The sequence below is a fragment of the Bacillus sp. JK62 genome (assembly GCF_053663455.1).
In genome coordinates this window covers 178,680-197,521 of the sequence record NZ_JBSJQA010000004.1, presented here as the reverse complement: position 1 = coordinate 197,521, position 18,842 = coordinate 178,680, and the positions used below count along the sequence as shown (strand labels likewise).

Annotated in this window: 16 protein-coding genes and 1 pseudogene; 7 read left to right on the top strand and 10 right to left on the bottom strand. The window is 44.5% G+C overall.

The genetic code is table 11. The features are described from left to right. Window positions 1-88: 88 nt before the first annotated feature. From ACWJJ4_RS12180 to fadH, 3 genes are all read right to left on the bottom strand, one after another. Window positions 89-1,309: an EAL domain-containing protein gene (locus ACWJJ4_RS12180; RefSeq protein WP_003154615.1), complete on the bottom strand. Its 1,221-nt coding sequence runs from the start codon at window positions 1,307-1,309 to the stop codon at window positions 89-91. Between the two features lie 141 nt (window positions 1,310-1,450). Then, the gene (locus ACWJJ4_RS12175; RefSeq protein ID WP_324658789.1) at window positions 1,451-1,999 is read right to left on the bottom strand and encodes a hypothetical protein; all 549 of its coding nucleotides are present in this window, start codon (window positions 1,997-1,999) and stop codon (window positions 1,451-1,453) included. Window positions 2,000-2,109: 110 nt separating this feature from the next. After that, window positions 2,110-2,874 (bottom strand): 2,4-dienoyl-CoA reductase, encoded by a 765-nt coding sequence (fadH, locus tag ACWJJ4_RS12170; RefSeq protein WP_003154618.1) that lies wholly within the window; start codon window positions 2,872-2,874, stop codon window positions 2,110-2,112. 143 nt (window positions 2,875-3,017) lie between these two features. Here fadH and ACWJJ4_RS12165 point away from each other — a divergent pair, with 143 nt between their 5' ends. The 4 genes from ACWJJ4_RS12165 to ACWJJ4_RS12150 all read left to right on the top strand — a co-directional run bounded on the left by ACWJJ4_RS12165 (window position 3,018) and on the right by ACWJJ4_RS12150 (window position 6,405). After that, window positions 3,018-3,881, top strand: coding sequence for a metallophosphoesterase (locus ACWJJ4_RS12165; RefSeq protein WP_454021668.1), 864 nt, complete (start codon window positions 3,018-3,020; stop codon window positions 3,879-3,881). Between the two features lie 74 nt (window positions 3,882-3,955). After that, entirely contained in the window at window positions 3,956-4,450 is a 495-nt protein-coding gene (locus ACWJJ4_RS12160; protein ID WP_088037173.1) for a L,D-transpeptidase family protein, read from the top strand. A 75-nt stretch (window positions 4,451-4,525) separates the two neighbouring features. Then, the gene (locus ACWJJ4_RS12155; protein WP_043867050.1) at window positions 4,526-5,818 is read left to right on the top strand and encodes an MFS transporter; all 1,293 of its coding nucleotides are present in this window, start codon (window positions 4,526-4,528) and stop codon (window positions 5,816-5,818) included. 122 nt (window positions 5,819-5,940) lie between these two features. Then, window positions 5,941-6,405 carry a YkyB family protein gene (locus tag ACWJJ4_RS12150; protein ID WP_454021674.1) on the top strand — a complete coding sequence of 155 codons (465 nt, stop codon included), beginning with the start codon at window positions 5,941-5,943 and terminating at the stop codon, window positions 6,403-6,405. A gap of 41 nt (window positions 6,406-6,446) precedes the next feature. On the opposite strand, the gene cheV is transcribed toward ACWJJ4_RS12150, so the two are convergent. Continuing rightward, window positions 6,447-7,358 (bottom strand): chemotaxis protein CheV, encoded by a 912-nt coding sequence (cheV, locus tag ACWJJ4_RS12145; RefSeq protein WP_003154623.1) that lies wholly within the window; start codon window positions 7,356-7,358, stop codon window positions 6,447-6,449. A 188-nt stretch (window positions 7,359-7,546) separates the two neighbouring features. On the opposite strand from cheV, the gene ACWJJ4_RS12140 reads away from it, so the two are divergent. Together ACWJJ4_RS12140 and ACWJJ4_RS12135 are read left to right on the top strand one after the other, a co-directional pair. Continuing rightward, entirely contained in the window at window positions 7,547-7,708 is a 162-nt protein-coding gene (locus tag ACWJJ4_RS12140; RefSeq protein WP_164672396.1) for a hypothetical protein, read from the top strand. A gap of 200 nt (window positions 7,709-7,908) precedes the next feature. Then, window positions 7,909-9,128 (top strand): annotated as a pseudogene (locus tag ACWJJ4_RS12135) (aminotransferase A). Here ACWJJ4_RS12135 and ACWJJ4_RS12130 read toward each other — a convergent pair. Further along, complete coding sequence (locus ACWJJ4_RS12130; RefSeq protein WP_003154628.1) at window positions 9,104-10,924, bottom strand: PAS domain-containing protein; 1,821 nt, start codon at window positions 10,922-10,924, stop codon at window positions 9,104-9,106. The pseudogene ACWJJ4_RS12135 and the gene ACWJJ4_RS12130 overlap by 25 nt on opposite strands. Window positions 10,925-11,101: 177 nt before the next feature. After that, window positions 11,102-13,234: a peptidoglycan D,D-transpeptidase FtsI family protein gene (locus ACWJJ4_RS12125; RefSeq protein WP_077722137.1), complete on the bottom strand. Its 2,133-nt coding sequence runs from the start codon at window positions 13,232-13,234 to the stop codon at window positions 11,102-11,104. Window positions 13,235-13,574: 340 nt separating this feature from the next. On the opposite strand from ACWJJ4_RS12125, the gene ACWJJ4_RS12120 reads away from it, so the two are divergent. Next, window positions 13,575-14,360: a CAP domain-containing protein gene (locus tag ACWJJ4_RS12120; RefSeq protein WP_367069847.1), complete on the top strand. Its 786-nt coding sequence runs from the start codon at window positions 13,575-13,577 to the stop codon at window positions 14,358-14,360. 33 nt (window positions 14,361-14,393) lie between these two features. Here the strand turns inward: ACWJJ4_RS12120 and ACWJJ4_RS12115 are convergent, their stop codons facing one another. The 4 genes from ACWJJ4_RS12115 to ACWJJ4_RS12100 all read right to left on the bottom strand — a co-directional run bounded on the left by ACWJJ4_RS12115 (window position 14,394) and on the right by ACWJJ4_RS12100 (window position 18,790). Continuing rightward, a complete protein-coding gene (locus ACWJJ4_RS12115; RefSeq protein WP_003154640.1) occupies window positions 14,394-15,260 on the bottom strand; it encodes an NAD(P)-dependent oxidoreductase in 867 nt (288 codons plus the stop codon). Between the two features lie 80 nt (window positions 15,261-15,340). After that, complete coding sequence (locus ACWJJ4_RS12110) at window positions 15,341-17,308, bottom strand: methyl-accepting chemotaxis protein (RefSeq protein ID WP_044053153.1); 1,968 nt, start codon at window positions 17,306-17,308, stop codon at window positions 15,341-15,343. Between the two features lie 127 nt (window positions 17,309-17,435). Then, the gene (splB, locus tag ACWJJ4_RS12105) at window positions 17,436-18,464 is read right to left on the bottom strand and encodes a spore photoproduct lyase (RefSeq protein ID WP_094246987.1); all 1,029 of its coding nucleotides are present in this window, start codon (window positions 18,462-18,464) and stop codon (window positions 17,436-17,438) included. A gap of 86 nt (window positions 18,465-18,550) precedes the next feature. Further along, the gene (locus ACWJJ4_RS12100; RefSeq protein ID WP_172614644.1) at window positions 18,551-18,790 is read right to left on the bottom strand and encodes a transcriptional regulator SplA domain-containing protein; all 240 of its coding nucleotides are present in this window, start codon (window positions 18,788-18,790) and stop codon (window positions 18,551-18,553) included. Window positions 18,791-18,842 lie beyond the last annotated feature (52 nt).

Below are 18,842 nucleotides of genomic sequence, written 5' to 3'. Positions count from 1 at the left end.
ACTAAATGATAATGATTATCACTATCATTGTCAATCGTTTTTTAAAACTTTTTCACATTTATAAAAAAAGCGGCATACAGCAGCCGCTTTAAAGTAACCCGTCCTGTTCATATAAATAAGAGTAAGGCAGATCGATAAATAAATACATATTGTCATCCATCGGGTATGAAAAGGTTCTGATCATCTCACCCGTCTCAATATCACTGTACAGGTCACTGAAAAAGCCTTTTCTTGAATTCCGCATCTTCATAATGTTTTCTAAAAAGTACGGACGCCAGCTCCAGTTTTTCTCCACGTATTCAGGCTGATAAAGCCATTCGCCGGACTGCTTGAACACATTTCCCGTCAGCTGATAGCCTTCTTCATCACACATATAAATTCTGAAACAGCAGTCGGTCAGGTTTTCCGCCAGTTTTTTAATAAACTCATCGTCCGCCTGATGGGTTTTCTTCAGTTCGGAAACTGCCTGATTGACCCGCTTATAAAAATTCTCAGAGTGTTCGTATACTGTCTCCAGCTTCTTTTTTTCTCTCGTGATAAATTGCTGAAACTCCGTTTTCAAGCGTGCTTTTAACAGGCTCCGGTCTATAAAATCGCCGCTCGGCGCCTGCAGATAATAGCCTTGAAAAAATCGGCCTCCGTTTCTCCATGCGTACTGGAGCTGAAAATCAGCTTCTATATCTTCATACAGCAGCGCGGCGCCGATTTTTCTCGCCAGCAATGAAATGCTGTACAGCACATGCTCATATGATGGTGACGGCTGAGATACCTTCAGCGCCTGCAAATCTATTTTCAGAAGGTCCGGTGAAAGGAGCGCGATTCTGTCCAGGTTGCTGCTCTCCTTACCTATATTGTCCACCGCGATTTTAATGCCGTATGTACGATAGTAGGCAAGCATATGGTACAGCTGTTCAATGTCGCCTTCGAAATTGTGCTCGGTGATCTCAAGCACAATACGGTTCAATTCAATGCCCTGCTCTTCGTATTCTTTCAAAAGCTCAAGAAAGCTCTCGCCGTGGTCAAGCATCAATACATTCGCATCCTGATTGATAAAAATCAACAGATCGCGATCAGCTTCTTTAAACCGCTCCAGCGCCTGCCTGATGACTCTGTCATCGACCTCAAGCTTATATTCTTCCGGAATGCCGGAATCTAAGAAAAACGGCCCGAGGCTCTCAATCTCCGCATCTGCCAAAATCCGCCCAAGCACTTCGTAGCCTACGACTCTTTGTTCCTCAGCGTTAAAAATCGCTTGGTAATACGGAATGACATCATCAATATTCGTCAGTATATCAAGTGGGTCCAACATGTTATCACCTGCTTCTCTATCTTTGTCTGATTATACACAATTATATCAGCACTACAAATGTTTAGATTAGGGGAAAAGGAGGCAGTATGGCAGCAGTTTAAAATAAAAGGGGGACATTTTTAAGATCACTCTTCAGACCGGTTAATTAAGGACGTTATTCATTTGTTTCACAATCACAAATAAAAGGATAAATATAAGAGCATTATAACCGGCGGCTGTCCAAAAATAATGGCTCCAATCAGTACTGTTAAATATCCAATCATCATCATGTTTCAACTGAAAGAAAGTTCCTTTTTTATCTAAAGTGCCAAATGTAAGAGTTGTTAACCCGCCAGCACTCTTGGAAACGTCAACTCCATACATTGAACCGGCATGATCAGTATGATTTATTGGCATATACGTATAATCAGATAAAATTGTTTCCGCCAGCTTGGTTGGCAGAGACACATATAATACAGCCGATGTATCGCCTCCGAGCCCACTCAAATACTCCCTGGCTTTAATAAATTTCGTTTCATCAGGAAAATCTATATGATATAGCTTTTCAAATCTGATTATTTCATCAGATGTAAGATTGGTATTTTGATAATACTCCGGAGTAAAAGCGCAAATGATAAAGTACCAAATATTAAAGATGATAACGCAACTGCTTACAAATAGTACAACGAACCATTTTAATAATTTCTTCACTTATTCACCTCTTAATCTTTAAAAATTATATCATAATTTTGAATAGAAAAATAAAACAAGCGAACGTTCACCTTTAACGTTCGCTTGCTTCGCAAAATATGTCATGTAAATTAAAACGGGTAAGGATTCAGCCATTGCCCCCCGTCCATTGTGATACAATCCCCGTTTATATAGGATGCTTCATCGGATAGCAAAAACGCTGCCAAAGCGGCGATTTCCTCCGGTGTCCCCAGACGGCCGAGCGGCACACTGTTCATAGTGCGGGACACGGCTTTTTCCGATTCAAACAGCTTTTCCGCACCGCCTGTCCGTTCAATCGGGCCGGGGGCTATCGCGTTTGTCCGGATGCCGTATTTGCTCCCCCATTCAACGGCCAGCGTTCTTGTCAGTGACAATACCCCCGCTTTGGCTGCAGCGGAATGAACGACACCCGCTCCCGCTCCCCATGCGTATGTAGCGGCCATATTTAAGATGACGCCCTTCTGCTCCTGCTCGATCCAATGCCTTGCCGCGGCTTGGCTGCAGAAAAATGTGCCGTTTAAAACAATCTCAATAACAGCTTTCCATCCATTGGGCGTCAGCTTCTCTGCCGGGCAAATAAAATTGCCGGCCGCATTGTTAATCAGCGCATCTAGTCGGCCAAAGACTTTTTTCGCTTCTGTAATCATGTCTGAAGCGGCGGAATCAGAACGGACATCCATTTGAAAACAGGCGACCTGCCCCTCAAAGGTCTCAATTTCTTTTTTTGTTTCCTCAAGTGCTTCATGGTTCCTCCCTGTCACCATGACGTGCCATCCTAATTCAGCCTGTTTTTTCGCCATTGCTTTTCCCATGCCGCTTGAACCGCCTGTAATGATTACCGCTTTCTTATCCATAACAAACCCACCCCTTTTATTGAATGAATAATCATTCATAATCTTATCATAGATGTCTTTCCGCGTCATTACATGCTGAGAAGGGATTTTTCAGCCAAGCTGATGATATAATAGAACAACTCTGACAAAGGTTGGTTTTACAGATGGAGAAAATGACGAGAAGAACATTTTTAAAAAGAGGATTCGGCATTTTGGGTGCAACTCTCGCAACGGCTTGCGGAGGTTACGGCTATGCCCGGTATATTGAACCGCGCATGATTGAGATCACCCGTCATACAATCACCAGCCGCCTGATCCCCCGCGGCTTTGACAATTTTAAAATCGTTCAATTCAGCGATACGCATCTCAGTGATGTGTTTACATCCGGTGACTTGAATAAAGCAGCGGAAAAGATCAATCAGCTGAAACCCGATCTGCTTATCTTTACGGGAGATTTAATTGATAAGCCGCATTTATTTAATGATCACCAGCATGCACTGGCCGTGCTGCAAAATCTTGAAGCTCCCTTCGGCAAACTTTGTGTTTACGGAAACCATGACCACGGAGGCTACGGTACGAACACGTACAAGGCTCTGATGGAAGCTGCTGATTTTCAAGTGCTTCGAAATGGCTGCCGTCAGGTGCAGCTGACAGACGGAAGCCGGATTGAACTCGCGTTTTTGGATGATGTAATGCTCGGAAAACCCGATTATGAAGGCACCCTGTCCCGCCTTTCCGAAGATGCGTTTTCCATTTTAATCGTCCACGAGCCTGATGCCGCTCTCAAGATCGGCGGATATCCCGTAAACCTCCAGCTGTCGGGACACACTCACGGCGGCCAGGTCCAGCTCCCGTTTTTCGGCCCTCTCATTACGCCTCCATACGGAAAAACGTATACCGACGGCATGTATAGGCTGCATGACACAGCCGTTTACGTCAATCGCGGGCTCGGTACGACAAGACTGCCTTATCGATTTTTAGCCAGACCGGAAATTACGCTGTTCACATTGAAAACCGTACAAAAATAAGACTTTTATCCCGATGCACAGACACCCCCTCCGTAATATGTATATGGAAAAGAGCAAAAAGGAGGGTGATGAAACTGCTGACATATCAAGTGAAACAAGGAGAAACCATCTCAAGCATTGCGCAAGACTTCAGAATAAGCACTGCTGCTCTCCTTCAGGCAAATCCCTCAATCCAATCGGTCATATACGCGGGACAGCACATTATCATACCGAATCTTCCCGACCCATCCACCATTCCCTATTCCATTGTCGTGTATATCGGAGCGAAGAAACTGGAGTTATACCGCCTCGGCAGGCTCATCCGTACGTACCCCATCGCAGTCGGAAAAATATTGACGACCACGCCGACCGGAGAATTTTACATTGTGAACCGCCAGCCCAAGCCCGGCGGCCCGTTCGGCGCTTATTGGCTCAGCCTCTCTAAAATTCATTACGGCATTCACGGAACAAATAACCCTTCCTCCATCGGCAAAGCGGTATCAAAAGGATGCATCCGGATGTATAATCAGGACGTCACTGAACTTGCCGCTACCGTTCCTAATGGAACAAGGGTGACCATTATAAGATAGAAAGATCTTATTTGTTAATGGAACGAGCTGATGATAATATATTACAGTGGGACCTTTAGGGTAAGGAGCGTGTTTATGGATATATTTAAAAATCGCAATTTTGTCCGTCTCTTTTTCGCAGCACTCGCTTCTCAAATGGGAACGACTGTAGGTAATATGGCTTTCGCTTTTTACTTGCTGGACCATTTTTCAAACCAGCCGGCATATACAACTTTGGCTGAGCTGATGTATTCACTGCCGACAGTTTTCGTATTTCTGATTGTCGGTGTCGCAGCTGACCGGCTTGACAGGAAAAAGGTCGCAGAGAATTGTGACTGGATCAGAGCCGGACTGACGATCGTATTATTTGCCGCATTATACACCGGGAGCATCCCTCTCGTGTTCTGTATTTTGTTCATCAGAAGCGCCGTGACCAAGTTCTTTTTCCCGGCGGAAGCCAGCCTTGTACAAGCTATTCTGCCTAAGGAGCATTATGCGAAAGCGGCGGGACTTAACCAGATCCTGTTCAGCATCTTTATGGTATTCGGCGTCGGTATGGGCGCGTTTATGTATAAAACGATCGGTATTCACGGAGCCATTATCCTTGATTTTGTCAGCTTTATTGTATCAGGCTTTCTGATCCGCGCCTGCCGCATTCCGAAAGAAGCCCGTCAGCCGAACGGCCCTTTTAAATGGGGAGATTCGTTTCTGAAAGACTCGGTCGCTGATTTTAAGGAAGGGATCGTATATATTGTTAAAAACAAATTGCTTGCTTCCCTTATTTTCGGCTTTTTTATCTTTGGTTTTGTCAACGGCGGCTTTGCCGTACTGCCGATGTTTACGATGAAATACGGACTTGCGCCTGATCATTACGAATCACATACTTCCATCTTCACCGTCGCACTCGGCTTCGGCCTGCTTGCAGGAAGTGTGATCGGAACGATGATCGCAAAAAAAGTCAAACCGCATCATTTGATGTCGATTCCTATTTTAGCAGCCGGACTGCTCATTTTTGTCCTCGGCTATACGGATAAGCTGTGGATTTATTATGCGGCGGCTTTCATCCTCGGCATGTGCATCGGCCCTGTCAATATCGCCATCGGCGGCTGGATGCCGAAAATCGTTCATCCGAAAATAATGGGCCGGGTCAGCGGCTGGCAGGATCCTTTTATGATGTTTGCCCAATCGATTACACTCGGACTGGTTGCCCTGTTATTTCCGAAATTCGTTTCCAATATTGATTACCTTTATTACGGCATGGGAATCGTGATTTTAGCGGTATTTGTGTTCTATTTTATCGCTCTTCCGAAATACAGCGCCGAGGCAGCAGAGGTCGATGTGCAGCAATCATTAAAGGCTGATTCCGAAAAACATGCGAAACCTGTCTAATAAAGGAAAAAAATGCGCCCTTTTCATCAGAAAAAGGCGTATTTTTATAATCAATATTTGCATTTCAACGCTAAAAAAGTATAATCTATATATGAACTTGATCAATGCAAAGGAGAGAAATAATGGACGACCACGCTTATTCGAAAGAGCTGCAGCCAACCATCGAGAATCTTTCAAAAGCTGTTTATACTGTGAACCGCCATGCAAAAACCGCCCCCAACCCTAAATACCTTTATCTGCTGAAAAAACGGGCATTACAAAAGCTTGTGAAAGAAGGCAAAGGGAAAAAAATAGGGCTTCACTTTTCAAATAATCCCAGGTTTAGCCAACAGCAGTCAGACGTACTTATCTCTATCGGAGACTACTATTTTCACATGCCTCCAACAAAAGAAGACTTCCAGCATCTTCCGCATTTAGGTACGTTAAATCAATCGTACCGCAATCCTAAAGCACAAATGTCTTTGACAAAAGCGAAAAACGTATTGCAAAAATATGTGGGCTTAAAGGAAAAACCGCTTGCCGCCAACAGGCAGCAGCCCACTTATCATAAACCCGTATTTAAAAAACTTGGTGAGAGTTATTTTTAATTCTGCCGCAAAAAAGCCGATGCGTCATGCATCGGCTTTTTTTATTCAATCACGTACGTATCCACTTTTTTAATGAGCTCGCTGATTTCAGGCTTGCTGATCTGTTCATCCGCTCCGACTACTTCGCCCCGGTGGCGCAGGTCGTCCGTAATGAGGGACGAGAAAATCATAATCGGCACATCAGAGCTTTGCGGGTTATCCTTAAGGAGCTTCGTCAAACGATGCCCGTCCATTTTCGGCATCTCAATGTCACTGATAATCATGTCAATATGATCTGACAGGTTTGCTCCGTTATCCGTCAGTTCCACGACGTAATCATACGCTTCTTTTCCGTTTTCAAACGCAACGATTTCACTGTACCCCGCCTCAGTCAGCTCATCCGTCAAAAGACGCATCAGAAGCGGCGAGTCTTCAACGATAATCAGTTTTTTACCCGCCCGTCTTTCATCAAATCCTTCCTGATGGACATGATAAGTCTCAACACCGGATGCTGATTCAATATCGTAAATGATCTTTTCATAATCAGGCAGAAAGATCATCGTGTCTTCCAGTTTGATGATTCCCGTTAAGTGCCGCTCCATGCCCTGGTTCAGGGAAGTCGGCTTTTCAATCGCCTCCCAGGACACCCTGTGGATTTGTGAAACGGAACCGACGTGAAAGACGATTTTCCGCTTGTTGAATTCCGTTACGATATATTTATCGTCTTTTGCTCCTTCGGCATCAACGCCGAAAAAGGTATACAGACTGATGACGGGAAGAATTTCGCCTCTCAGCTTAATCATCCCTTCTACGTCTTTATGAGACTGAGGCACAGATGTGACATCTACCGGCTGAATGATTTCCCGGACTTTCATCACATTTATGCCAAATGTATTGACGCCTACTTCAAATTTGACGATTTCTAATTCGTTTGTGCCTGAATCCAATAAAATATCGTATTGTTGTAAAGACAATTCAATCCCTCGCTATCCGCATTCAGTATTGTACTGTATATATCGGCTGTAAACGGAAAAAGTGAATGTATTCGGGCCAACTGGCCATGAACTCTTTATAAAAAGATGCTTTTTTCTGATATCCCATTGACTTTTTGACATCGAGTGGTAAAATAGTCAAGGATTTTTCAGGAAGAAGGGTGTAATAAATGGGTACAGTAGTCATATTCGACCAAGATCAAATGACGGTGTTAGAAGATATCAGCAAAACGGCTTACCTGCAAATGAAAAAAGAGGCGAAAGATCGTCCCGACAAGCCTGCTCCATACATCTTATGGCGGGAAGACGTCAGCTTTGAATACGGGTATTAATGACATTCGCCACATATCACAATAGATAGATCATGATACAATGAAGACAATCATTTCAGCTGGTTGTCTTATTTTTTTCTGAAAGAAGGTATGTTTTCACATATCGGACATATACTCGGGATAGTTTAATAAAAAGATGACAAATGCTCAGCTAGTGGTAAAATAGGATAAACTCAATATATAGTATAAGGTGATGAATTATGGAACATTTGCTTAATCCGAATGTAAAAGAAATTGAAATTTCAGGAATTCGCAAATTCTCAAATCTTGTAGCTCAGCACGACAATGTCATTTCGCTTACGATCGGCCAGCCGGATTTCTTCACGCCGCACCATGTCAAAGCGGCTGCCAAAAAGGCAATCGACGAGAACGCAACGGCATATACTCCGAACGCGGGCTGCCATGAGCTGAGACAGGCCGTACAGCTTTATATGAAGAAAAAAGCTGATTTGAATTATGAGGCTGAAACTGAAATCATTGTCACAACCGGGGCAAGCCAAGCGATTGACGCGGCTTTGCGGACGATTTTATCTCCGGGCGATGAAGTAATTCTCCCCGGACCGATATATCCGGGCTACGAACCGATCATCCGCATGTCGGGCGCCGTTCCGGTCCATGTGGATACGACGACACACGGATTTAAGCTGACGGCGCGGCTCATTGAAGAATCGCTGACACCAAAAACAAAATGCGTCATTCTTCCTTATCCGTCAAATCCGACCGGAGTGACATTGTCTGAGGAAGAACTGCAAAACATCGCATCCGTCCTGAAGGGCAGAAATGTTTTTGTCCTGTCTGATGAGATTTACAGCGAATTAACCTATGACAGACCGCATTATTCGATCGCGTCTTATTTGAGAGACCAGACGATCGTCATCAACGGCCTGTCAAAATCACACAGCATGACGGGCTGGAGAATCGGTTTCATTTTCGCACCGAAAGAAATTGCCAAGCACATCTTAAAAGTTCACCAATACAGTGTGACATGCGCGTCTTCAATCTCTCAGAAAGCGGCTCTTGAAGCGGTGACAAACGGTGTTGATGATGCGCTTATTATGAGAGAACAGTATAAAAAGCGGCTTGACTATGTATATGACCGTCTTGTCTCAATGGGGCTTGACGTCGTAAAGCCGTCAGGCGCATTTTATATCTTCCCTTCCATTAAGTCATTCGGAATGTCATCGTTTGATTTTAGTATGGCTCTTTTAGAGGATGCAGGTGTGGCTCTTGTGCCCGGCAGCTCGTTTTCAAAATTGGGTGAAGGGTATGTGAGGCTGTCATTCGCATATTCACTGGATACATTGAGAGAAGGCTTGGACCGGCTGGAAGCATTTATTTTAAAAACGAGAGAATCCATGCAGACTATTTAAACAACGGCATAACGCCGTTGTTTTTTTATTGTTTCGGGAATGTAATGTGAAAGGCCGTGCCTCTGTCCGGTTTGCTGTCTACTTGGATGGCTCCCTGATGGTTTTTAATAAGGTTGAATGTGACCATCAGCCCCAGGCCGGTTCCTTTTTCTTTCGTTGTCAAAAACGGTTCGCCTATTCGTTTCAGCACGTTTTCCGGTATCCCGTCACCCTCGTCTTTCACCGTCACATTAACGGAATACTCATCTTCTGTCATGATGATGTGAACCGTTCCCCCATCCGGCATCGACTCAACGGCATTTTTAATCAGATTGATAAACACCTGTTTCAGCTGATTTTGATCACCGTTAATATACATGCTGTCATGTTCGTAATCCGTTTTGATAAAAATCCCTTTAAGATTCGCCTGCGTCTCTAAAAGAGCGGTTACTTCACTTATAATTTTCTTTAAGTTTACACGCTCTTTCACGGCGTTTTGCTGAGGTTTGGCAAGCATTAAAAGCTCACTTAAAATTAATTCGATTCTGCTCAGTTCAGAAAACACAATTTCAAAGTAATGTTCGTTTTCCTCCATCGTCGGCTTCATGAGCTGTAAAAATCCTTTGATCGCCGTCAGCGGATTGCGGATTTCGTGAGCGATCCCCGCTGCCAGCTGCCCTGCGATAGACAGCTTTTCCGACTTCAGCATTAATTCCTCCGTCTGCTTCCGCTCAGAAATGTCACGCAGAATGACCTGCACGGCCGTTTCTCCGAAAAACGTCGTCGGAATGCAGACCATTTCCGTGTAGATCAGCCGGTTTTTAAAGGTAAACCACGATTGCTTAATGATTTCTGACTCGGTCTTTCGGTTGATAATATTTTGGATCCGCTGTTTCACGCCGTCATGATCACAGGGATGAAGCTGATCATAGACGTTTTTCCCGATTAAATCTTCATATGTTTCAGCCTCAAACAGCGAAATGCCCGATTCATTCATGAATACCCATTTATCATTGTGAATCACGGCGATCGTGTCAATTGAATTCTGAATGAGGAGCTGATAACGTTCTCTGCTTTTTTGCAGAATCGTTTGGAATTTTTTCCGTGAAGAAATATCAATCAGAAGCAGCAATTCCGCCCGCTGATTTTTATATGTCGTCGGTGCCGCCTTCACTTCTAAATGAACGGGCGTGCCGTCGAGCCTTCTCCACGTCTGTTCGATCATTCCGACTTCCATTCCTTTTTGCATCCGCACAATTCGGTTTTTCACAATGTCGTGATACTCTTCTTCAATAAACTCATAAGAGCGCCTGCCGATTACCTCGTCTTTGCTTTCGGCTCCCAGCATGGCAAGCATAGCGTTGTTGGCGTAGGCGATTGTGCCGTTGATGCTGACATATAAAGGATTCGGCAGCATTTCGACAAGACGCTCGAATTCGCCGTTTCCAGCCGCATCTTCAGACTGTTGTTCTGCCTTTTGCTTTTTTTGTTCATACATATAAGGCCGGCGGGGCGTCTTCTCCTCAAGCACCTTGATTTTGAGGATGATTTCCCGATCCGTCCCCTCCATTTGCGGTGTGACAATTTCCACACCCGCTTCAAGCCATACGATGGTATGATCTTTTTTAATAAGACGAAAGGTGCAAGGCATCAAATGATGCTCATTATAGAAGTAACTTTCAACCAAAAATTGATCTTCTTCATGCAGGAATGTTTTGAGAAATGACCCGATCATCTCTTCCTGAGAATAACTGAAGTACGATTTGCAGTTTGCAGAAATATACATAATACGCCCGTTAGACGTCAAAACGGCATGAAGATCGGTTTTCGATTGAAACTGTTTGACATGCTGAGTATCCTGTTCCACAGAATCCCTCCTTTGCATTATACTCGCACTGCAGGCTGGACACGGACTGATATAAAAAGAAATTCCACTAGATTGATTCGCTAAAAAATGAGCATTCTCCTTCTATTCTTATTGTGAACGTCAATTTTCCTGAATGAAAGAAAGGGCGCACGAGATGTTCGGCCGCCCTTTCATTTGTTATTTTTTATTGTATTTCTTTTCAAGTTCTTTGTAAGCGTCAATTGCTCCCTTGGCAATGTTTTTGCTGACGGGATCGTGATCATCTCGAACAGACGGTACGACGACGCTGAATGCCACTCGTGGATGTTCTGACGGATAATAGCCGACAAAGGTCAGGTTATACGTGTCTTTCCCCCACCAGTTTTTGTTCGTGCCGTAATAGTGGGTCTCCGCGGTTCCCGTTTTTCCGGAAACATCGGCGCCGGACCCCTGGAATGTTGAATAAGCCGTTCCTTGAGGTGAGCTTGTGACCAGTTTCATTCCTTTATGAACTTGATCAAAATCGCTCGGGCTGTTATTTACTTTGTTCAAAATTTTAATATCCCGCTGTTCAATCGCTTTTCCAATCTTGTTTTTGCTGTCCGGTTCATGAATGCTTGTGACGATCCTCGGCTGGACGCGATACCCGCCGTTTGCGATGGCTGAAATATATTGAGCCATTTGAAGCGGCGTATACGTATCAAACTGTCCGATCGCAAAGTCAAGCAGCAACCCCCCGACCATTTGCGGATTTGACTGCATGCCCGCTGATTCCTGCGGAAGATCAATTCCGGTCTTCACACCCAAACCGAATTGGGCGTAGTAGTTGCGCATTTTTTTAATATCGTCTAATCCGGCAGGCAGCGTGCCATGCGGGACGTAGGTAATGCCGGCGATATGCATGGCCACATGAAACATATATACGTTTGAACTTCTTTGCAGCGCGGTCAGCTCAGTAATGGCTCCCATTTGTGTCCACGATTGTTTTCTCGTGTTGCCTTTAAATACAAGCGGTGCATCGACAAACGTTTTATAATGCGGGAGGCCGCTTTGGTAACCCGCGAGAACAGTCGCTCCTTTAACAGCAGAGCCCATCTCATATTGTGTCGTAAATGATCCGATCGCAAAATCCTGTATTTTATTTGTTTCGAGATCGATGCGTTTCCCCGCCATTGAGAGAATATCCCCGTTGTTCGGGTCCATCATGACGGCAAATCCTCTGTCAACCATATAGTTGCCTGCAGCGCGGCTTCTTCTCAGCTCTTTTTCAATGACTTTTTCGACTTTCGACTGTAATTCCATATCGAGCGAGAGCTGCAGATCGTAGCCTCTGCTGCCTTCATCGACGGGCTTTTGGCTGACGACTTCACCTTTGCTGTTTTCCACATACTCTACTTTTTCTTTATGTGCGTTTAAATAGTCTTCATACTGATATTCAATGTAGCTTTTACCCACCCGGTCATTCAGTGAGTAGCCTCTTGTGACATAGTAATCTTTCCGTTCGCCCAACAATCCCTGTTCCGGTGTCGTCACACCGCCGAACAGAGAGTACAGTGTTTTGTCGTACGGATATTTCCGCGTCCAGTCATTGATTACGTCAATGCCGGGGAGCTCTTTCAAGTGCTCGGATACGACGGAAACTTCTTCATATGTCAGGTCGCTTTTCGGTTTTTGCTTGTTGTTGTCATGCTCGTCAAGCAGTGAACCGCTGTTTCCGTTTCCGTTCAGCTTATTCGGGTCCATTGATTTGACGACTTGCGGCTGATAGGCGTTGCCGCTTGAAAAACGCGTATAAATCGCCGCAATTTGCAGCTCTTTTTTATCTTTTTTGATCGCGTCAATCTCCTGCTTCGGGACGCGTTCAATCTGGCGTTTGTACACTTCTTGGGATTTCAGGCTGTTTTCTGAATCCTTCATAAGCTTTTCCGCCTTCTTCGGATGTGCGGCAAGCCAGTAATCAATGATATTTCGATCCTTCATAAATTCAGTATCAATATGAATCAGTGCAGCGAGATTTTTTGCCGTTTTCAATTTGTCCTTTGCCGAGGTTTTTGAGGTGGATACATATACAATTTCGGGCACGGCCTGGTTATCAACCGCCACTCTGTTCCGCTTGTCATACATTTTTCCCCGCGGTGTCGGATAATAGGCGGTTTTTGCATTTGCCTTCTCCGCATCCTGGCGGTGTTTATCCCCTTCGACAATCTGGACGATGCCGAGTTTAAAAATCAGTGCCGTAAAGAGAAGAAAAACAATCAAAAAATAGAGATTCATTCTCAGCGCTCTGTAACGTTTCGTTTTTTTCTTTGGTTCGCGCGCGACTTCAGCCACTTTCTGTTACACCTCTCAAATCATTGAATATATTTACATAAACAGATTTTAATTGTAACATTTTTGTAAAAGTTGTTACAGCGAAAACGGGTAAAAAAAACTGTCAAGATCAAATTATCTTAAAATATATCTAACACTTCAAATAATTTGAAGAGATGTAACGGATTTTAAAAAATAAATACAGATCGTTTTTCCTGATATAAAGCCATTTTTCTGTGCTCAATTACAATTATGACAAACGTTTGTTGTCAAAGGAAATGGCTGCCTGCATTATGACAAAAAAGCTGTGATAAGATTTTTCATGTAGAAAAAAACAACTTCTCTGGGAGGCTATAAACTTATGAAAAAAGCATTTCTCTTATCTGCTGCCGCGGCAGTCAGTTTGATTACATTCGGAGGCATTCAGCAGGCATCTGCAAAAGAGCTGTCATGCCAGCACGTCGTTACTGTGAAAAAAGGAAACACCGTACAGCATCTGACTCTTCAAGAGGCTGTTGAAAAACTACATATGAAAACGAGCGCGAAACAGCTGAACGTTAAAAATGAGAAAGAACTGAAACAGCTGCTGCAAAAACACGCCAAGCATTCTGATATGACAGTTAAAGACGTTCAAAAAGAAACACCGGCAAAAACGGCTCCGTCAGCTGCCGAAAAACCGAAAGCCGATCAAAACCAGCAAAACCAGGCTGCTGACAATGCAAAGCAGACAGATAACACAAACAACAGCAGCGAGAAAACTCCTTCATCTGTCAGTGCGTACGAAAAGAAAGTCGTTGAATTGACAAATGCAGAGAGACAAAAGCAAGGCTTAAAACCTCTGCAGATTGATGAAAAATTAAGCAAATCAGCTCACGCAAAATCACAAGATATGAAAGACAAAAACTATTTCGATCACCAAAGTCCGACTTACGGCTCACCGTTTGATATGATGAAGTCTTTCGGAATCACTTATAAAACTGCCGGTGAAAATATCGCCAAAGGACAGCCGACTCCTGAAGCTGTCGTTAAAGCTTGGATGAACAGTGAAGGCCACAGAAAGAACATCATGAATCCTGAGTTCACTCAAATCGGTGTCGGTTATGTAGAATCAGGAAACATCTGGACACAGCAATTCATCGGAAAATAAATAAAAAAAGATTGCCCCGGCGGGCAATCTTTTTTATTTCACCCAAAGCTTATAAATACTTTGAGTTCCGCTGTTTTCTTCACCTTGCGCGGAAAGCTTGTCGTACAATGATTTGGCCAGCGCCAATCCGGGCATTTCTTCTCCCATGAGCTCCGCTTCTTCAAGGGCAATGCCCATGTCTTTAATAAAGTGTTTCACGTAAAATCCGGGCGCAAAATCGCCTTTCAGCATACGGGGAGCGAGGTTTGACAATGACCAGCTGCCAGCCGCTCCGGTTGTAATGCTTTTCAGCACTTGTTCCGGGTTCAGACCGGATTTTTCCGCGTAAGCCATCGCTTCAGCCACTCCGACCATCCCCGCTGCAATCGCGATCTGATTGCACATTTTCGTATGCTGGCCGCTGCCAGCCGGCCCTTGATACTGAATATTTTCCCCCATAACGGAGAAAAGCGGCAGGCATGCTTCAAACGCTTCTTTTTCTCCTCCGGCCATAATGGCAAGCGTTCCGTTCCTCGCGCCGATGTCTCCGCCGGAAACGGGTGCATCCAGGGCGTGAATGGACTTTTCTTTGGCTTTCTCCGCTATTTTCTTCGCCAGAGATGGTTTTGATGTCGTCATATCAATGACAAACGCCCCTTCTTTTGCGTGCCGGAGAATGCCGTTTTCGCCGAGATAGATTTCCTCGACATCACTCGGATAGCCGACCATGGTAATAATGATGTCAGCTTTTTCCGAAAGGTCTTTGACCGTCTCCTGCCAGACCGCTCCCTTATTCAGAATCTCTTCCGCTTTTTGTTTCGTCCGCGTGTAGACTAAAACAGGATAGCCCGCTTCTAAAATGTGCGATGCCATACTGTTTCCCATGACGCCCAAACCGATAAATCCGACCGTTTTGTTCACTGCGCTTTCCTCCCCTGATGCGATTCATATATCACTCTTTCATGTCTATATTACCATATTATAGGCTGATAGAGACCGCGTCACAAGGTGAATTTAGAAATGGCGCTGATCAGATCTTCGCTTGCGCTCTTTAACATATCAGTCGATTGCTTCACTTTTTCAAGCGTAACGAGCTGTTCATCAGTAGAAGCATTCACTTCTTCCGCCGCTGCCGCAGATTCTTGAGAAATGGCGGAGATGCTTTGAATCGCTTCTTGAATCGCGGCTTGTTCTTCACTCATTTTTTGAATGTCATTGTAAATATGATCTATACCTTGAACGAGAGACTGCATTTCCGTCGTAATCAGATTGAGAACCTCACCCGTTTCATGAATGGCGCTGTTTTGTTCATCATTCATTCTGCTTGCCTCAATCATCGCGTGTGACGCTTCTTTTGTCTCTGATTGAATCAGACGGACCGTCTCACTGATATGGCCGGAAGAAAGAGCTGATTGTTCAGCAAGCTTGCGGACTTCTTCCGCGACGACGGCAAAGCCCCGTCCGCTTTCTCCCGCTCTTGCGGCTTCTATGCTCGCATTCAGCGCCAAGAGATTCGTCTGGTCTGAAATAGCGGATATTGCCGTCACGACTTCTTCTATGTTTTTCGTTTGTTCTTCCAGGTCATTCAGCATTGCCTCTACTTTTTTCGTTTCTGAATTGGCTTCGTTTGACTTCATCAGCAGCTGCCCGAGCGCGTCCAATCCTTTGTAGCTGGCATCCTCTGAAGATTTTGAGAGTTGTTTTATGCTGCCTGCACGATCTGCGATTCCTTTTATTTTGACTGAGAGATTTTCTGATTTTTCGTTGATCGTCTCAACCTCTGACGCTTGCTCTGTCGCTCCGGCGGCGACTTCCTCTATCGCTTTTGCGATTTGTCCGCTCGTTTCATTTGTCTCCTGTGAGATGACAGTTAGTTGGTCAGATGTATCAGACACATTTTCTGAGGAGGCCTTGACCTGTTCGACCATCTCTTTCATATTTTCAACCATTTGGTTAAAGTCTTTTGTTAACTCGCCTACTTCATCTTTTGATTTCGTCTGAGCGCGGACGGTTAAATCTCCCGCTGAGACTGAATTTGTTTTTGCGATCAGCTGCTGAATCGGCCCGGTTATCGTTTTTGCGAGGAAATAGCTGAGTCCGATCGTAATCACAAGGGCGATCAGTGACATAAAAATGCTCACCGTGTTCATTTTGTCGGCTACTCCCATCAGCTGATCTTTTTCAAACTGCGTTCCGACTTTCCACCCTGTTTCTTTTACCGTTTGGTAGACGACCATGTTCCCCTGCAGCTCTTTGATGCCTTCTTTGTCCGCAGTGATGTCTTTTAACGTCTGATCTTCCGAAATATTTTTTCCCTGTTTTGCCGGATGGGCCAGAAGAGAGCCGTTTTCATCCGCTAAAAAGGCAAATCCTTTATACGGAACCTTTTGCTCGTTGACCATGCTCTGAATAGAGGACAGCTTCAAATCTAAGCTCGCCACTCCGACGACGGTTCCGCTGTTTTGAATGGCTTTTGACGCCGTCACGATCATGTCTCCCGTCACTGCATCTTTATAAGGGTCAGTCCAGACAACCTTATCGGGTTTTTCAGCCGCCATCTTATACCACGTTCGATTTGTCGGATCATAGTCTTTGGCAAAATCGGCCTTTGGATATGTAAACATTTGTTTGTTTGCGGTTCCGACGTACGCAAGCGCGACATATTTGTCATTCTGTCCGATCTGTTTTAACTCATCGTTAAAAAGCCGCGCGGTTTCTTTCTTCCCATCTGATAGAAAAGACCGGGACAATTCACCGTCTGCTAATCTCATTAATACGGTCTCATCATTTTTCAGCTGAAGCTCAATGTTCTGACCGAGTGAATTGGTGACATTCTCTGTCGTACGTTTTGCTTCCTCCGTCATCATCGGCTTTAATGTCAAATATGAAGAAACCGTTAAAAAAACAACCGTTACAATAAGCATTGCCGAGACAAACACAGCAATTTTGATATGCATTTTTTTAAACATAACCATCCCCTCCTGAGAGTTATATCGGTCTTTCGGCCAAGAAAATGAATAAATCTTGAAATAAATATCAAACATTTCCGTCATTTGGCGCAGCAAAAAAAAGAGCCGTCATGCCGACAGCTCCGCCTTACGTAAAATATTCGATTTTCGCTTTCGGAAAATAGGTTTCGATATAAGATTCGAGTGTTTCCCTTAAGGCATGTTCTTCGTCTTTTTGGTATATATATTTGCCGATTCCGTAGCGTCCCCATTTGTACCTGCGCTTTTCTTCATCAAGCTCAAGCTTTGTTTTCGGATAGTTCTTCTCAATCACCCGTTTGGCCGGTTTTGTAAAACGATGCTGGATCAGTTCAAATGTGATGTCATGCCGAACGTCTTCACCAAGCGCCGCATCCAGTTTCTCAAACAGCTCCTTATAGCCTTCCTCCCAGCCATCGTGAATATAAATAGGCGCCACGATGAAACCGAGCGGATAGCCCGCTTTAGCGACTTTGACGGCGGCTTCGATCCGTTTGTCGAGCGGAGAAGTTCCCGGTTCAAAGTTCTTAATGACATAATCCGCATTGATGCTGAATCTGAACCTAGTCTTTCCGTTATGTTTTGCATCAAGCAAATGATCGACGTGGTGAAATTTAGTCACGAATCTGAGCTGCCCCAATTCGCTTTGTCCGAAATGTTCAATGGCTCTTTTTAATGTATGTGTCAGATGATCGATTCCTACAATATCAGACGTACAAGAGGCTTCAAATCTTGTAAATTCCGGCGCCCGTTCTTTCATATACTCATCAGCCTGATCCAGAATCTCTTCCACATTGACATATGTCCGGATGTAAGGCTTTGATCCCATCGTCGTCTGCAGGTAGCAATAGTGGCAATGCCCCATACAGCCTGTCGCAAATGGAATGGCATATTCGGCGGACGGCTTTGAAGAATCGAATTTCAGTGTTTTCCGGACGCCGATTACCAATGTTGATTTCGCGTTCCGGTATTGCTGCAAGTGGTTTTTCCCCGGAATATTCCGGACTTGATTATGCGATGTTGTTTCTCTGATCTCAAGCCCCATGTTTTCAAACTTATTCTTCAGCTCTTGTCCTAACGGGTATTCGAGCGCTCTCGGTTCTATATAAACAAGCTGGGGCACAAACGGCTTCAGCATGAACTGACACTCCCTTTTTACATTTTCTCATGTTGTTACTTTCCGTTTAAAAGAGAGTGAATATGCGTTGTAAACATTTCCTTTGATCAATGATACCGGTCTTCTTCAAAAAGCTCGCTGTAAAGCGCTTCCGCTTCCTCATATGTCGTAAAGACCGCGTCATCTTCGGCCAGCGGATGATAGGTTTCGTATAAAAACAGAGACAGTTCTCCCTCATGATACGGGTGATGGACGATCTCCGCCTCTTTAATATGGGCAACATTGGCGGCATGCGGATTGCGGTAAATCACATAGACCGTATCCCCCGCTGCAAATGATTTTGTCATGATAATCCCTCCTGTTGAACGTTATTGTTCCCCCCTTTTTTCCGAATATGAA

Bases quoted from the DNA above. Each gene is read 5' to 3' on its own strand.
- ACWJJ4_RS12180 (WP_003154615.1), bottom strand. From the start codon at position 1,309: ATGTTGGACCCACTTGATATACTGACGAATATTGATGATGTCATTCCG.
- fadH (WP_003154618.1), bottom strand. From the start codon at position 2,874: ATGGATAAGAAAGCGGTAATCATTACAGGCGGTTCAAGCGGCATGGGA.
- ACWJJ4_RS12165 (WP_454021668.1), top strand. From the start codon at position 3,018: ATGGAGAAAATGACGAGAAGAACATTTTTAAAAAGAGGATTCGGCATT.
- ACWJJ4_RS12155 (WP_043867050.1), top strand. From the start codon at position 4,526: ATGGATATATTTAAAAATCGCAATTTTGTCCGTCTCTTTTTCGCAGCA.
- ACWJJ4_RS12150 (WP_454021674.1), top strand. From the start codon at position 5,941: ATGGACGACCACGCTTATTCGAAAGAGCTGCAGCCAACCATCGAGAAT.
- ACWJJ4_RS12140 (WP_164672396.1), top strand. From the start codon at position 7,547: ATGGGTACAGTAGTCATATTCGACCAAGATCAAATGACGGTGTTAGAA.
- ACWJJ4_RS12120 (WP_367069847.1), top strand. From the start codon at position 13,575: ATGAAAAAAGCATTTCTCTTATCTGCTGCCGCGGCAGTCAGTTTGATT.
- ACWJJ4_RS12110 (WP_044053153.1), bottom strand. From the start codon at position 17,308: ATGTTTAAAAAAATGCATATCAAAATTGCTGTGTTTGTCTCGGCAATG.
- splB (WP_094246987.1), bottom strand. From the start codon at position 18,464: ATGCTGAAGCCGTTTGTGCCCCAGCTTGTTTATATAGAACCGAGAGCG.
- ACWJJ4_RS12100 (WP_172614644.1), bottom strand. From the start codon at position 18,790: ATGACAAAATCATTTGCAGCGGGGGATACGGTCTATGTGATTTACCGC.